At 36.8% G+C, this 15268-nt stretch carries 19 protein-coding genes and 1 pseudogene; 10 read left to right on the top strand and 10 right to left on the bottom strand.

The features are described 5' to 3' along the window. Positions 1–5 precede the first annotated feature (5 nt). A complete protein-coding gene (locus HMPREF1210_RS14580; RefSeq protein WP_016429471.1) occupies positions 6–227 on the top strand; it encodes a helix-turn-helix transcriptional regulator in 222 nt (73 codons plus the stop codon). Between the two features lie 170 nt (positions 228–397). Then, positions 398–574: a hypothetical protein gene (locus HMPREF1210_RS18265; RefSeq protein WP_016429470.1), complete on the top strand. Its 177-nt coding sequence runs from the start codon at positions 398–400 to the stop codon at positions 572–574. A gap of 163 nt (positions 575–737) precedes the next feature. Here the strand turns inward: HMPREF1210_RS18265 and HMPREF1210_RS18130 are convergent, their stop codons facing one another. The 4 genes from HMPREF1210_RS18130 to HMPREF1210_RS14565 form a co-directional block, all read right to left on the bottom strand. Further along, positions 738–908 carry a hypothetical protein gene (locus HMPREF1210_RS18130; RefSeq protein WP_016429469.1) on the bottom strand — a complete coding sequence of 57 codons (171 nt, stop codon included), beginning with the start codon at positions 906–908 and terminating at the stop codon, positions 738–740. A 479-nt stretch (positions 909–1387) separates the two neighbouring features. After that, positions 1388–1915, bottom strand: a complete 528-nt coding sequence (locus HMPREF1210_RS14575; protein WP_016429468.1) for a permease — start codon at positions 1913–1915, stop codon at positions 1388–1390. Next, complete coding sequence (locus tag HMPREF1210_RS14570) at positions 1912–2394, bottom strand: hypothetical protein (protein WP_016429467.1); 483 nt, start codon at positions 2392–2394, stop codon at positions 1912–1914. The genes HMPREF1210_RS14575 and HMPREF1210_RS14570 overlap by 4 nt, the downstream gene beginning before the upstream one ends. Continuing rightward, complete coding sequence (locus HMPREF1210_RS14565; protein WP_016429466.1) at positions 2387–2728, bottom strand: PadR family transcriptional regulator; 342 nt, start codon at positions 2726–2728, stop codon at positions 2387–2389. The genes HMPREF1210_RS14570 and HMPREF1210_RS14565 overlap by 8 nt, the downstream gene beginning before the upstream one ends. A gap of 420 nt (positions 2729–3148) precedes the next feature. Here HMPREF1210_RS14565 and HMPREF1210_RS17410 point away from each other — a divergent pair, with 420 nt between their 5' ends. The 4 genes from HMPREF1210_RS17410 to HMPREF1210_RS14545 all read left to right on the top strand — a co-directional run bounded on the left by HMPREF1210_RS17410 (position 3149) and on the right by HMPREF1210_RS14545 (position 6290). After that, positions 3149–4519 (top strand): DL-endopeptidase inhibitor IseA family protein, encoded by a 1371-nt coding sequence (locus HMPREF1210_RS17410; RefSeq protein ID WP_016429465.1) that lies wholly within the window; start codon positions 3149–3151, stop codon positions 4517–4519. 169 nt (positions 4520–4688) lie between these two features. Further along, positions 4689–5066 carry a hypothetical protein gene (locus tag HMPREF1210_RS14555; protein WP_016429464.1) on the top strand — a complete coding sequence of 126 codons (378 nt, stop codon included), beginning with the start codon at positions 4689–4691 and terminating at the stop codon, positions 5064–5066. Between the two features lie 83 nt (positions 5067–5149). Further along, a complete protein-coding gene (locus HMPREF1210_RS14550) occupies positions 5150–5932 on the top strand; it encodes a VanW family protein (protein WP_016429463.1) in 783 nt (260 codons plus the stop codon). Positions 5933–6083: 151 nt separating this feature from the next. Continuing rightward, entirely contained in the window at positions 6084–6290 is a 207-nt protein-coding gene (locus HMPREF1210_RS14545; RefSeq protein WP_016429462.1) for a hypothetical protein, read from the top strand. Between the two features lie 132 nt (positions 6291–6422). Here the strand turns inward: HMPREF1210_RS14545 and gndA are convergent, their stop codons facing one another. Genes gndA through zwf form a run of 3 tightly spaced genes read right to left on the bottom strand, consistent with a single transcriptional unit; the run spans position 6423 to position 10678 of the window. After that, positions 6423–7838 carry an NADP-dependent phosphogluconate dehydrogenase gene (gndA, locus tag HMPREF1210_RS14540; protein WP_016429461.1) on the bottom strand — a complete coding sequence of 472 codons (1416 nt, stop codon included), beginning with the start codon at positions 7836–7838 and terminating at the stop codon, positions 6423–6425. An 18-nt stretch (positions 7839–7856) separates the two neighbouring features. After that, positions 7857–9200, bottom strand: coding sequence for a glucose-6-phosphate isomerase (locus HMPREF1210_RS14535; RefSeq protein ID WP_016429460.1), 1344 nt, complete (start codon positions 9198–9200; stop codon positions 7857–7859). A 32-nt stretch (positions 9201–9232) separates the two neighbouring features. After that, on the bottom strand, positions 9233–10678 hold the full coding sequence (gene zwf, locus HMPREF1210_RS14530) for a glucose-6-phosphate dehydrogenase (RefSeq protein WP_036660259.1): 1446 nt from the start codon (positions 10676–10678) through the stop codon (positions 9233–9235). A 457-nt stretch (positions 10679–11135) separates the two neighbouring features. Between zwf and HMPREF1210_RS14525 the strand changes: the two genes are divergently transcribed. Together HMPREF1210_RS14525 and HMPREF1210_RS14520 are read left to right on the top strand one after the other, a co-directional pair. Next, a complete protein-coding gene (locus HMPREF1210_RS14525) occupies positions 11136–11753 on the top strand; it encodes a cyclase family protein (RefSeq protein ID WP_016429458.1) in 618 nt (205 codons plus the stop codon). A gap of 248 nt (positions 11754–12001) precedes the next feature. Beyond that, on the top strand, positions 12002–12514 hold the full coding sequence (locus tag HMPREF1210_RS14520) for a DUF1456 family protein (protein ID WP_016429457.1): 513 nt from the start codon (positions 12002–12004) through the stop codon (positions 12512–12514). A 177-nt stretch (positions 12515–12691) separates the two neighbouring features. Here the strand turns inward: HMPREF1210_RS14520 and HMPREF1210_RS18460 are convergent, their stop codons facing one another. The 3 genes and pseudogenes from HMPREF1210_RS18460 to HMPREF1210_RS14510 all read right to left on the bottom strand — a co-directional run bounded on the left by HMPREF1210_RS18460 (position 12692) and on the right by HMPREF1210_RS14510 (position 13471). After that, positions 12692–12901, bottom strand: coding sequence for a hypothetical protein (locus HMPREF1210_RS18460; protein WP_231391160.1), 210 nt, complete (start codon positions 12899–12901; stop codon positions 12692–12694). Position 12902: 1 nt separating this feature from the next. After that, positions 12903–13001: pseudogene (locus HMPREF1210_RS18685) on the bottom strand (hypothetical protein); the annotation flags it as partial. A gap of 176 nt (positions 13002–13177) precedes the next feature. Continuing rightward, positions 13178–13471, bottom strand: coding sequence for a hypothetical protein (locus HMPREF1210_RS14510; RefSeq protein WP_016429455.1), 294 nt, complete (start codon positions 13469–13471; stop codon positions 13178–13180). A 225-nt stretch (positions 13472–13696) separates the two neighbouring features. On the opposite strand from HMPREF1210_RS14510, the gene HMPREF1210_RS14505 reads away from it, so the two are divergent. Further along, positions 13697–14431, top strand: coding sequence for an EcsC family protein (locus tag HMPREF1210_RS14505; RefSeq protein ID WP_016429454.1), 735 nt, complete (start codon positions 13697–13699; stop codon positions 14429–14431). After that, positions 14428–15225, top strand: coding sequence for a DUF4097 family beta strand repeat-containing protein (locus HMPREF1210_RS14500; protein ID WP_016429453.1), 798 nt, complete (start codon positions 14428–14430; stop codon positions 15223–15225). The genes HMPREF1210_RS14505 and HMPREF1210_RS14500 overlap by 4 nt, the downstream gene beginning before the upstream one ends. Positions 15226–15268: the final 43 nt, after the last annotated feature.

Raw genomic sequence — 15268 nt, 5'->3', positions numbered from 1 at the left:
GTAAAATGGCGATTATAATCAATATTGATGTGATGTTGGCTAAAAGAAAAATGAGCGTAACAGAACTTTCGGAGAGGGTTGGAATCACAATGGCTAACCTTTCTATATTGAAAAATGGAAAGGCAAAAGCAATTCGATTATCAACTTTAGAAGCTATTTGTAAGGCTTTGGACTGTCAGCCTGGGGATATTTTAGAATACAAAAGTGACATAGACACACTAGGATAATAAGATTAGAAAACAAATTTATTCAACTAACGAGATGCGTTGATCCAAGAAGGATTAACGCTTTTTTGTTGAACTTATTCAACTAACGGGGCAGTTTACTTCAATAAGCAAGAATGAACTTTATAGTGAACGGTAACGTCATTTTATTAAGTTAAACGAGGGGGGAGATTATGGGCTTTTGGTATTTCTTAATATTATTTGTAGGATTATTTTTAGTAGTTAAGGGGCTACTTGGGAATAAAAAATTTAGCTTGGTATTTGTAGGACTATTATTTATTTCATTCTCATTATTTATGTTTTCTCCAGGAAGTGCTGAAATTATTTCGGAATTATTCAATTTGAACTAAAGTGTACAATAGATTTTAGACTGACCACTTATAGGTATTTTTACTAACGGATGTAACGGATGCTTTACTTCAAGAAGAAGTAAAGCATTTTTCTTATTGAACTAACGGGGAAGGTTAGTTGAAGAAGCGGAGTATGGTTGAACTGCGAACTAATTAAATACTGTTATAAGTCAAATAAAATAAATGCTACCGCCAAACCATACGCCATTGTGTGAATAGATGCCCAAAGAGCATCGTGATGAACCCCTTTAACTTGGTTTTTTGAAGGTTTGGCAATCCGAATTGTATCTATATAAGAAACAATCAATAACGAAACAACTAAGAATTTCAACAAATTCAACCCCCCCTTTCTTATTCGCATTTTATGTCAATAATCCGATTCTTGTTCAGCACAACTCTTACACCAAACGCCTTCTTCCGAATCGTTGCACATTACACAATTGTCTTTATGACTTTCATTACGATGTCTCCTCCTGATTCTTCTGTATATGTCAACACTTCAATAAGTCTTGTTCAACTAACGGATGCTTTAGTTGAATAAGAAAAAAGAAAAAAGCTAACGTCTGAGAAAAGACATTAGCTTTCAGTATTTACAGGTATGCTCCGCATGTACCGTTTTAACGCAAATAACCCACCATTCCTATAATGCCAAAAACCCTTGATATATAAGGGTTTTTGGCGTTTTTTGTTTAGGTGTTAAGGTTATAGAAAGAAGGATTAACGTATTTTTTGTTGAACTTATTGAACTAAAGGGCCTCCTGTGTGTAGCAAAAGAATCTGGAATTGAGGGATTAAAGACTTATTGATCTAAATCTAAACTTCTTTAGTTATATCATACTTTAACAATTGTCGATGGTCATAAAATTTCTCGAAAATAATACCCATTAAATAGAAAAATAATAAACCAAAACATATGTGAATGAGTGTAAATTTAACTCCAAATGAAGCAAATTCATATATAATAACTGGTAATTTTGCGGTTGTCCAAACTCCTAAAAAAAATACAATGTACCGTATGCCTGCCCCTTTTTTTAATAAAAGTGCCGCAATTGGAAAAGCTACGTAGAGGGGACCAGCTGCAATTACTCCTAATAATAGGGAGAACAAAATGCCATAGATGCCGGATTTTTCTCCCATATATCTAATTAGTGTTTCTTTCTCCACCCATTTGTCAAGCAAGCCTACGAATATTAAGACAGGAGGGAGTAGAATCAGCATATCTAAAATGCTTTTTCCTGTTAATTGAAATGCATTCCATCCCACGGATTGGTTTATAAAAGTAAGGATAATTAGCCCAAATAATAAAATCAAAAAGAAACGATATCTTTTTAATATATTCATACCATCACCAGCCAAATAATATATGAAAATATTAGAGACATTAACAATGCAGATGCGTTGCGAGAATAGGCAAAGCTACGTCCGAATATCTTTTGCTCCATAGGTAAAGTTGTGATTCCTACGGACATTAATGTAGACATTAATACAGCTACTTGAGGGAGTCCTGCACCATTTTGGACTAACGTATGTCCAAGAGGAAATACAACAAAGCTAGGAACTAGTGCAATAGATCCGAGTAATGTCGAATAAATAATACCTATCAATCCAGATTTTTCTCCAATGATTGAAGAAATTAAGGATGGAGTTAAAATAGATAGTGATAGGCCAACAAAAAGCATAATTGATAACATGTCAGGTATAATATTACGAAAGCTTTTCCATGACTTTAATAGAGCATCTTTTGTTTTATTTCGATCTTTTATAAAAGAAATACTGATAAGAATAATAGCTATACCGTAAAGGATAGCACCATTAATCATGATTAGACTCCCTCCATTTTTTGTATTTATTTAAGAAAAATGATAAATTCTTAATTTTTTCTTCGATATCTATTTGAAAATCTTCTAATTTTCTTTTTCCAACTGTAGTAATTTTGTACATTTTCATCGGCTTATCTTGATTAGATGTGTCCAAATAAGACTCAACAGCACCTTCTTTCTCTAATGTTTTTAATGTGCGATATAAGATGGCACTATCTATTGGATTGAGGGGAAGCTCTTCTTCACATTTCTGCAGAAGTCTCCCGCCATAGCTATCACCCTCTGTTAAAAACAGCAAAAGAAATGCACCTGTATGTCTCCCTGTATGTTTCATGAAATTATAACCTCCTAAAATAAATGTGAAATTTTTCCCAGCGAATATTACTGTTAATAACAGTATACTGTCATCAACAGTAATATGTTACCGAAAGTACGTTCTTTTTTTAAAAAAATTTAGAGGTCTTCCATAAGTTTTTTAACTTAATGGTGACCTCTTTTTTCATGTCTTTCGTAACGTGCAAAAAGATAATTTTTGTTGCGTCGCTTTGTGACACGGCCTTTTTCCATAAAAAGCTTTCGGTACCGTCGAGATCTGTTCCTGTCTCAGCCATTATTTCCAGAGCTAGAACGTTTGAAGTGAAATAGAAAAAACGGAAATATAAAAATTATTTTTTAATTAGTGAAACTGTATGCCAACATTATTCGTCTAAGGAAATGTTGGAAATAAAAACAAAAAATGGGGGTAAAATTAAAGATGAAAAAAGGAAAAACATTGTTATGCCTCGGATTAACAGCTGCATTGACCATCGTCCCATTGTTTCAAAATAATGTTGCATCAGCCACTGAATACTCAAAAATCATCCAGCCAGTTCACAATAAGAAGATTGATTTCACAACAAACCAAGCGGTAAGTCTTGCAGTGGAATGGAGCAAAACTTCGGCTTATGTACAGCGTGGTGGGGATTATAAAAACGGCGAGTACAAAACATTCAAGCAAAATGGAAAGACGTACCGTTATCTGTCCTCTTCAATTGATACGAAAAAAGAGCTGCTCGCCCTGCTTGGGAAATCACTTGAACCAGCTGCAGCAGAACAATTCATCAAAAACCAAGGGATTATTTCATTCAATGGAAAACTTGCGCAAGTCGAGGCTGATGGTGGTTCTTTGCTGAACTGGACAAAAGCCACAGCTCAACTAATCAAATCCGAAAGCAAGTCAAAAGTATTTCGTTTGACGGTTCCTGTTGGGGATTCAAAGACCACGCAAAGCTATATCGTGGAGTATAAATACACCAAAAAAATCGGATGGCGGATTAGCAAGGAACCTAAGCTTGATATCAACAATGTCATGAACGATGCACTAGCTTTGGACCTGGCAACGAAATATGGTAAAGCGGAAAGTTATATTCAAAAGGGCGGCGCTTACCGTGAAGGCGAATACAAAACATTCAGCCACGACGGCAAAACTTACCGTTACCTATCCAGCGACATAGACACGAAATATGAACTGATAGCTTACTTGAAACAATCCATGACGCCTGCCCTTGCAGAGCAATTCTTCAAAGAGCGTGGAATCATCGAATACAAAGGCAAACTCGCGCAATTGGAAGCGGACGGAGGTTCGACGGCTCAATGGGCAAAATCAAAAGTCGAATTCATAAAAACCGTGAAAGACACGAAGTTCTATCGCGTAACTGTGCCATTTGGCGAATCAGGTGATGTGCTTATGTACATCGTCGAATACCAGTTCGAAGATAAGGCGGGGTGGAGAGTAAGCAAAGCGCCATACTGTGATCTCGACATTCCTGGCAATGTGAATCCTGCTTTCATCTTCTTCAATTATCTGCTGGTTGATGCCAAAGTAGTAAAAGAACAATTCCTGGCCTCTTCCACATTCAATGTGGAAGAATTCAGAAAAGGCATCAAAAAAGTCGAATTCCAAAAAATGACTGAAGTAAACCGCAGCGACAACCAAGTGGAATTCCTGGTTAAATTCACTGCCCAACTTGCCCCAGGCTATAAAGGCCCACTTGTAAACGGTGAAAACTTGATGTATTTCTATATCCAACCGACGGGTTCTATGCAATTCAAGATTGACCGCATCGGCACGGTCAGCTGGCAATAATTTTTAACCATGTTCCGGAACAGGCATCCCTCGCTACCTGTTCCGGATTCTTTTTTGTAGGGAGCGAGAACCAACCCGAAACAAGTAGGCACTCATAATAATGAATGAGCAGCTTTTTCTTATTGAACTAACGGTGAGGGTTAGATTAAAGAGTTAAGGGGGGAGAATTATGAAAAAAATACTTATATTATTTGCCATAATTGGTTTTGCATTATTCGGTGGTTCTCAAGAATCAAAGAATGATATAAGTGGTGTAGGGGCTGAAAGTAATTCTGGTGCAAACTCTGACATTAAGAAGAGACATTTAGAACTAAAAGGTGCAGAAGAAATAGGGATTTTTGAAAGAGCAGTAAACGATTCAAAAAAGGTACCTGGTATTGCTAATATGGCAAATCCGGTGTATAGCTTTAGTCTTGATGAAGAGTATTACTCACTTTGGATAACAGAAGAAGAAGGAACGATTATGAATAGAAAAGACACGACCACTATTTACACACTAACCAGTAGTTCAGCTGAAGAAGTCTATAGGTTTGTTAATAAGGAATGATTTCTTTAACTAACTGGTGCTTTCGTTGAATAACAGAGAATAGAATATTAAAAAATTCATCTTTAAGGACCAGAGGTGGGAACATGAGAATATCGGAAATACATCCAATATTTTATCGTCTCAGAATTAGCCAAAAGCGACTTTTCCGTTATATTCGAAATATAAAGGATAAAAGGAGATTTGCTAAAAATTATGGAAAGGATACTTATCCATTTACTTGTAAGAAACACCAATCACTCTTAAGAAGAAAATTAGGTAATAGTGATCCACAGCTCCAAGAAAATAAAATCACTAATCTAAAACTGGCAGCTAGTAAAATCGACGGCATCATAATAAATCCTGGAGAAGTTTTTTCTTTTTGGGAATTAGTCGGAAAAACAACTAAGAGAAAAGGATATATTGAGGGGATGCAACTTTCAATGGGTGAAGTTAAAACAGGTGTCGGAGGTGGAATTTGTCAATTAGCAAATCTTCTTTATTGGATGGTTCTTCATACCCCATTAGAAGTAATAGAACGACACCATCATAGCTTTGACCCCTTTCCTGACGAGGGAAGAGTTCTTCCTTTTGGAAGTGGTGCAAGTGTGTTTTACAATTACATAGATTTAAGATTTAGAAATCCAACTAATCAATCTTTCCAAATTAGAATTTGGGTAACAAGTAATCATTTAAAAGGGACAATTTCTACTAATAAAGAATGGAGATTTTCTTATCATATTCAGGAGAGAAACCATAGATTTTTAAAAATTAGCGGCAATAATTTTCGGGAAAATGAAATTTGGAGAAAAGTTGTTGATAAGAGAACAGGGAATCATATAGATGAATCCCTACTTATTAAAAACTTTTCAGAGGTGAAATATCTTTAATGATGTTCTATCATGTTAAACCATAAAAAATGGAAAAAGTGTTGAAATTACACGACTTAGAGGACGTCCACCTGGGCGTTTTTTTTGTTTACCTAAATAAAATCGATTTCCTTACGTAGAATAATAGTAAAACGGGAGGGGGGAGAAAAAGGTGAAGGTGATTCTTAAATTTAAGAATGGTGATCAAATTGCCCTCCCTGTTGCAAGCTCAGGATATTGGGATATAGTCGTTTGGGATGTAGTCATTCATTTAAAAGAAGTTAATGAAAAAGATTCACCATTCGAAGTTGTTTTGGGGAATGGAGAAATCTACGAAAGTAGTGGTAAAGAGCTGATTTCAGTTGAATTGACATTCTAATAAAATATTTTAAAACTCAGAATGTCTTTACGGGCATTTTTTTGTTTTCGCATAAAACGTACAATCGACATGAAAAAGCATCAGCTGCCGAAACGATTCGTTGTTTCGGCAACAGATGCTTTTTGTTTATCGTTATTTAGCTGACCATTCAGTATGGAATACGCCATCTTTGTCTGTACGTTGGTAGGTATGTGCACCAAAGTAATCGCGCTGTGCTTGGATAAGATTGGCTGGCAATGTCTCAGTACGATAGCTATCATAGTAAGCTAATGCACTTGAGAAAGCAGGCGTTGGAATTCCTTGTTGAATTGCTAAGCCTAATACTTCGCGAAGGGAACTCTGATATTCTCCTACGATTTCTTGGAAGTACGGATCAACTAATAGGTTAGGCAAGTCGCTGTTCTTGTCAAAAGCTTCTTTAATCTTTTGTAAGAACTGTGCACGAATGATACAACCTCCGCGGAAAATCATAGCTACATCCCCATAAGGAATATTCCAACCATACTCCTCGGATGCTGCACGCATTTGGGCAAATCCTTGTGCATATGAACAAATTTTGCTCATATACAAAGCTTTACGAATCGCTTCAATCAATTCTTTTGAATCCCCTGCATATTTTTTCGACTCAGGGCCTTTAAGAATTTTGCTTGCTGCAACGCGCTCTTCCTTAACAGAAGAAATAAATCGTGCAAATACGGACTCTGTAACGATTGGGAGAGAAACACCCAAATCCAGAGCATTTTGACTTGTCCATTTTCCTGTCCCTTTTTGGCCGGCAACATCTAAAATCTGATCAACGAGTGGATTTCCGCTTTCTTCATCGATCTTAGTGAAAATGTCCGCAGTGATTTCGATAAGATAGCTATCAAGCTCGCCTTTGTTCCACTCGGCAAATATTTCATGCAATTCCTGAGTTGAAAGACCAAGAGCATGTTTCATGATGAAATAAGCTTCAGAGATCAGTTGCATATCTCCATACTCAATTCCGTTATGAACCATCTTCACATAATGTCCTGCCCCATCAGGTCCCATGTAGGTACTGCAAGGAGTACCATCTACTTTAGCAGAAATGGCATTAAGAATTGGTTCAACCTGTTCATAAGCTTCTTTCGATCCGCCTGGCATAATAGAAGGGCCGTTACGAGCTCCTTCTTCTCCACCCGAAACTCCTGCACCAATGAAATGTAGACCTACTTCTTTTAAGTTAGCTGTACGTCTATTCGTATCTTCAAAGAATGAATTTCCGCCGTCCATAATAATATCGCCTTGTTGAAGGTGAGGGATAAGAGACTCAATGACCGTATCCGTTGTATCTCCAGCTTTAACCATCAATAATATTTTGCGTGGTGCTTCTAAAGAAGCGACGAAATCTTCTATGCTGTAAGTACCGTGAATATTTTTATCTTTCGCTTCTTTGTTGGATAATTCTTCTGTTCTATCTGTCCAGTAATCATAGACAGATACCGAAAAGCCTTTACTTTCCATATTGAGCGCAAGATTCAATCCCATCACGCCTAAACCAATAACACCGATTTGTTGTTTCATCATATCCTTACCTCATTCCTTTTAACCTAATATGGATAGGCGGTTCTCTAGTTCTTCTTTTTCTTTTTCAAAACCATCTTTGCCAAGTAACGCAAACATATTATTTTTGTAAGCTTCAACTCCTGGCTGGTCAAATGGATTTACACCGAGTAAAGTTCCACTTATTGCACAAGCTTTTTCGAAGAAATAGACCATTTCCCCAAAGGTGAATTCATTGAGTTCGTCTAGCTCTATTAACAAATTTGGAACACCTCCATCGATGTGAGCGAGGGTAGTTCCGAGTGCTGCCTTTTTGTTCACTTCATCCATTGTTTTTCCAGTTAAGAAATTCAGACCGTCCATATTGTCGACGTCCTCTTGAATGATACGTTCGATTGAAGAGTTTTTTACCTGTAGAACTGTTTCTATGAAAAGACGACGCCCTTCTTGAACATACTGGCCCATCGAATGTAAATCCGTTGAGAAGTTAACTGAAGCTGGGAAGAGACCTTTTTCATCTTTCCCTTCACTTTCTCCGAAAAGCTGTTTCCACCATTCCGCTACAAAGTGCAGACGAGGCTCATAGCTTACAAACAATTCTATTGATTTTCCTTTATTATAGAAAATATTTCTTACTGCGGCATATTGGTAACTCTCATTTGTAGCAAGAACGGGATCATTATATTTGTGGTATGCAGCTTTTGCTCCATCCATCACTTGGTCAATATTAAGACCAGCTACTGCGATTGGCAGTAAACCAACAGGCGTCAGAACTGAGTAACGTCCCCCTATGTTGTCCGGAATAACAAATGTTTCGTAACCTTCTTCGACCGCAAGCTTCCGAAGAGCACCCTTGCTCTGATCGGTAGTCACATAAATTCGATTCTTTGCCTCTTCTTTCCCATACTTCTTCTCCATAAATGTGCGGAAAATACGGAAGGCTAAAGCAGGCTCTGTAGTTGTCCCTGATTTGGAAATAATATTAATAGAAATGTCTTTTCCCTCTAACACTTGTAGTAAATGTTCGATGTAGGTCGAGCTAATATTATGTCCAGCAAAATATATTTGTGTATTCTCTTTGACTTGATTATGAAACGTATGTGCTAAAGCCTCTATGGCTGCCTTAGACCCTAGATAAGAGCCACCAATACCAATAACTATCAGCGCGTCTGACTGTTGTTGAATTCGTTTAGCAGCATGCTTCACTCGGGCAAATTCCTCTTTATCGTAGGTAAGTGGCCAGTTAACCCACCCTAAGTAGTCAGAACCTGGTCCTGTTTGTTGGTGAATTTGATTATGCGATTGTTTTACAAATTCACTTAGATTTTCAAGTTCACTGTTTTTCATGAACGATAAAACATTGGTGAAATCAAATGAAACTGTCATATTTCGTCACTCCTTTTGATTTTTACTTTTTTCTACCACCACTTAATTTCATCGGATAGCAATAGTTGGTTTGCCTCATCTGGACCTGTTGAGCCTGCAGGATAAGAATATAAAGGCAACAGATCCTCCTGAAATGCTTCCAATAACGGTTGGATCCACTTCCATGATAATTCGACTTCTTTCCAATGGGAGAAGAAGGTTGCATTACCGAGCATTGCATCAAATAGAAGAAGTTCATATGCTTCCGGCTGACTTTCCGAATTGGTCGAGAAGTTAATCCATGCAGGTTCAAAACGATTACTAGAAGGATCTTTCATGTTCACCCGTAAAGAAATACTTTCGTTTGGACTAATCTCGAGGATTAATAAATTCGGAGTGATTCCTTGTAGCAAATCTGAATCTTTCATCTTGTTCTTAAACTCAATGACAATCCGTGTAGACTTCTCATTCATTCTTTTCCCAGTGCGTATATAAAAAGGTATTCCACTCCAAGATGGATTATCAATATATAAGCGAGCCGCGAAATAAGTATCATTTTTTGAGGAACCATCAACACCAGGCTCTTCTTTATAGCCATAAACTGGAGTACCTTGAATCTCTCCAAATTCGTACTGACCGCGGACAACATCCTGGTATGCATGTTCTTTCAGGATTGGTCGAAGAGATTCAATAATTTCCATCTTTTTCACTCGAATTTCTTCTGCCGTTATTTTCTCTGGAAGGTGAATGGCTGTCATCATAACTAACTGAAGAAGATGGTTCTGAACCATATCACGAATGGCTCCTGCTCGATCGTAATAATCAGCCCGAGTTTCAACCCCAACAGTTTCACTTGCTGTAATTTGGACATTCGAAATTTGTTTACGATCTAGTAATGATTTCAGTGCTGGATTGGCCAAAACTAAGGTTTCAAGATTTTGGACCATTGGTTTTCCTAGATAGTGATCAATTCTGTAGATTTCATCTTCGCTGAAAGTCTTGCTCAAGTTTTTATTTAATTGTCTTGCCGTCTCTAAATCACTTCCAAATGGTTTTTCCACTATGAGACGCTTCCATCCATTGTTTTGGCATATTCCACTTGAATTAAGAGTTGACGTAATAACATCAACCAGACTTGGGGCAACAGACAAATAGAATAGTCGGTTTTGTGGAATACCTAACTCATTTTCTCTGTTTTCAATGAGCTCGTTCAAATGTTGATAGGAATCTTTGTCTGTCGCATCAAATGAACAGTACCGAAATTTGGTTAAAAAATCTTGCAAACCAGATGGTTGTGTAGCTCTTCTAGAATAAGCTTGAAGCGCTTTTTCCACTTTGGACTGAAACTCTTCGTTTGAAAAATAGTTTCTGCCTAAAGCAACTATAGAAATGGTATCGGGTAATTTACCATCAAGGTGTAAATTATATAAAGCAGGAAATAATTTTCGTTGTGCTAAGTCTCCTGTTGCTCCAAATAAAACAAAGGTCATGTCTTGCATAAACCATTCTTCTTGGAAATCAAGTAAACGATCTTTCAGGTCAAATCCTTCTTCGAGATTATCGTTCCTCATATTCAATTACCTCCAACTTTTACAATCAGTATTTTGTTTAAACCATTACTGATAATCAGTTCTCAGTATACTAACTTCATCCGAATTATGTAAGTACGCACATTAAAAACAAATAGTGTATAAAAGTATACTTTAGTTTGCTCATAAAGGGAGGAATTAAGATACATAAGCGAAATTGAGTGAACAAAGAAACCTTCGAATTAACATCGTCCTCACTGCGTGGTCTTCCCAGTTCAGTTACGAATAACAACATCATTTAATAGATCCTATAGTAAAGCCATGTTTATAGAGAACAAAGCAGTTTCACTAGACAATTTCACAAATGACATGCGAGGATAGCTTTATAACTAGAAAATATATTGGATAGTGGAAAGGTTGATTATATATGAAAATGCATGATGTAACAGGTGCAATTTATGAAGGAATGACCGTGTACAAGAACAAACCGGAAAAACAACCAAAATTAAATACAATAACAAATGGATATGTGACTGAAACACGGCTTGATTTCGACGTACATACAGGAACACATATCGATGCCCCACTACACATGGTCACTGATGGTGATACGTTTGAAACGATTCCATTAGACAATCTTGTAGGACAGTGTAAAGTATTCGATTTAACTGAAGTGGAAAATGGAGTTTCAAAAGCGGACTTAGAAGGGTTTGACATTCAAAAGGGCGATTTTGTTTTATTAAAAACGAAAAATTCATTTGAGGAAACATTTAATTTTGATTTTATTTTCCTCGCACAAGATGGTGCAGAATATCTTTCTGAGGTAGGTATTCGAGGGATTGGAATTGATGCACTTGGAATCGAAAGAAGCCAAGAAGGGCATCCAACGCATAAAACGTTATTTGCAAATAACATCATTATAATAGAAGGACTTCGCTTAAAGGAAATTGAGCAAGGACAATATTTTATGGTGGCAGCACCATTAAAATTAATGGGTACAGACGCTTCACCTGCAAGAGTGTTGCTATTTGAAGGGCTAAGCTAAACTTCTCTGTTTTTAACCATTTTGAAATTTATTATTAAGTCTAGATTCGATGTATGAATGTAGTAAAGATTATAAAAGGCTTTTCACCAGTTTACTGAACTAGTGGATGGCCTTTTCTTCCGTGTTGATCTATATGAGAGGGTGAAGCAAAGGAACATTTGAATTAAAGTTAATTTTTTGTGCTATCATAAGGGTGAAATAGAATGCGTGTAGCCGTATAAACAGGCAATGTGACAGGAGGTTTATTGATGGATAATAATGATATTTTAATCAGACTAAGATATGCTCTGGACATAAAAAATAAAGATATGGTTGAGATATTTAAACTGGGTGGCATGGAATTTACAAAAGAAGAAGTGTTGCTGATTCTCACAAAATCTAAAGACGATTATTATGATGAAATTGATTATGATGATGACGAGAATGAAGAAAATATTAAATGTGATAATGTGATGATGGAGTCATTTTTAAATGGATTTGTTACGTTTAAAAGAGGAAAACAAGAGCCGAAACCGGGGCAACCTGAAAGACCTGCAATAACCAATGAAAGAGTGAATAACCTTCTTCTGAAGAAGTTGAAAATCGCACTTGAATTAACAAGTGAGGATATGCTCGACATATTAGAAAGCGCAGGCGTCACTGTAACAAAAGGCGAGTTAGGCGCTTTATTGAGAAAAGAAGGACACAAAAATTATAAAGAGTGCGGGGATAAATACGCCCGTAATTTCTTAAAAGGACTAGCTATTAAATATAGAGTGTAGGAATGGTAATAACCGAAAACGTTTATTTAGTGGATTCGAGGAAAAATCCACCTGAATATCAATCGTCTTTTTTGTTCTGCTCGGTTTCGACTTTATAAAATAGAATGATGTCTTAATAAATTAAATCAAATTGAAAAAATGGCTCTTGGACAATCCAAGGCCATTTTTTTGTGTTTTTTATTCAGGAATATCAGGAAGCTCACCTGATTTAGGAACAGTCAGTACGTGTTCTTCTACATAAGCCTTGAAGGAGCCAGAACCGAACTCCCGGCATATACCTGACTGTTTCACGCCGGCGGATATCGAAGCCGGGCAACCGAATCGCATGCTCATGTTCGCCCCAGACGGATGACGTTTGGACATAGATGCTGTCATTCGCTTCGGCAATGACTTGCTCCTCGGAATCATACGGCAAGACCGGCACGACTGGACCGTACTGCTTCTCTACAACGACTGGATCCTTATAACCTGCTTCTAGAACGAGCATCGGCTGCATAAGTGTTTTATATCCTTTCAATAATCATAGAATCAACACAACTTACAGAAAACAGTAGCTGAAAATGCAATTTCAGCTGTTCTTGAACTATGATATAACGTTGTTGTTTATTTCTCATATTCGGATATTCATCATACACCGGAAAAATATCAAGCTGCTTTCATTGATTAACCAGGGTATGAAGAAAGGAATTTTTCGTGACTGATGGAAAAGATACTTTGATAATTTTTAATCGCATTAATTCTGTCTACTATGCTTGGATCTTCATCTAAATACATTTTCATTTGATGGATTTCTTCTTTATTTTTTTGATAATGATCGTTAATTTTATATTTCGCATTCTCAAATAAAGTAATTATTTCTTCATTATTTTTATTAACAGGAATGAACACGTAGTATGTGTATTCTTCTCTAATTCCTAAATATTCGCCCGAAGAATCCTTAAAATATTTATATATCATTTTAAATCTCCTATTTTTTTGACATACATATAGTATGTGTTTTTGGGGTGTATTTATTCATTGAAGGGGAGGGGGGTTCTAAAACTGTTATTTGATGTTTTTCAGCCGCTACTAAGCCTCAAGACGTAGAAGTAAACACTCCCTAGGTTCATTTTGAATACTTGATGAAAAGGCTAAACTTAATGGAATGATATAAATGCTTGTGAGTAGAGAAGGGGTGAACAATTGGTGGATTATACGATAAAGGTTGAACAAGAACTGATAATTTGGAAGCGGAAAATGACAAGACAATCCGGTCTCATAAGCCGAATATCCAAGAATGCACAGATGAGAATCAATGGCCTTCTTCCAGAAAAATTTCATAAAGTGATGACTGAAAGCATAAAAAACATGGTGAAAGCAACGCTCGCAGGATCGAACATTACGACGAAAAAACAGTTATCAACGGAATTAAGTCTTTATGAGCGAGACGAACTATTTAAGCAAAAGCTTTCCACGTTTAGAAAAACGGCGACGATTGAAGGAGCGGGAACAGGTGCTGGGGGAATACTTCTGGGAATTGCCGACTTTCCACTGCTGTTATCCATTAAAATGAAGTTTTTGTTTGAAGCTGCATCTGTGTATGGATTTGATACAACTAAACCAGAGGAACGTCTCTTTATCCTGCATATTTTTCTGTTGGCCTTTTCAAGCGAAGAAAAGCGAAAAAAAACATTGAGTATTATTGAAAACTGGGAGGAACAGAAATCTTTAGTCGCAGACATGGATTGGCGAGAATTTCAACAGGAATACCGTGACTACATCGATTTAGTGAAAATGTTTCAAATGCTGCCTGGTATAGGAGCGGTTGTTGGTGCATTTGCAAATTACAATCTGCTCGATCAACTCGGAGAATGCGCAATGAATTCATACAGATTACGTTTAATGCAAGATAAAGAAAAGGGAGCAGACACACGATGATTTTCAAAAATAAACTCGTCATTTCATTAATTCTATTGATTGTGATTGCAGGTGGCATGACGTTCATGTTCAATACAATGAAAGTGATTGCCGGGAGCGACAATAAGACAGTTCAAGAAGATTCATCATTTACAAACATTGAAGTTACAACAAACAATGCGGAAGTGATTATTGTACCGACCAAAATCTCAGAAGCCACTGTTGAATATACAGGTGCTAATAAAAAGAAGAAATACATTTTTAATGTAGATGTAAAAGGGGATACACTTACCGTTCAACTAAAACAGAAACGTCGATTTTTATCTTTGTTCAATTTTCATACAGGTGACTTGAAACTCACTGTCAATGTGCCGGAAAAACAATATAAAGACCTCCAAGTAAAGAGTGATAATGGACGTATCATGGTAGAAAATTTACAGGTCGAGAAGGTATTGCTTGAGACAGACAATGGCCAGATACAAGTTAAGGAAGTTGAAGCCAAAACAGTTAAGGTTGAAAGCGATAATGGCAAAATTATTTTGGACCATGTCCAAGGGGAAATTAATGGCTCTACGGATAACGGGAAAATCTCCTTGATTACAAATAAGATAGAATGGCCGATTGATTTAGAAACAGACAACGGTAGCATTGAGGTTAAAACTGAATCTGAACCGAAAAATACAAGGATTGACGCTAAAACGGATAATGGAATAGTGAACATCTTTGGTGATAAAGACAGCTATGTGACGTACGGCAATGGGAAATCTTTGATTAAGTTGAGAACAGATAATGGTCCAATAACTGTAACGAAATAAGAAGGGGTATAGTACGCCCAAGATTGCAGAGAACACGAAGATC

The organism is Paenisporosarcina sp. HGH0030 (genome assembly GCF_000411295.1).
GTDB lineage: Bacteria > Bacillota > Bacilli > Bacillales_A > Planococcaceae > Paenisporosarcina.
This window is presented reverse-complemented; position numbering and strand designations above follow the sequence as displayed.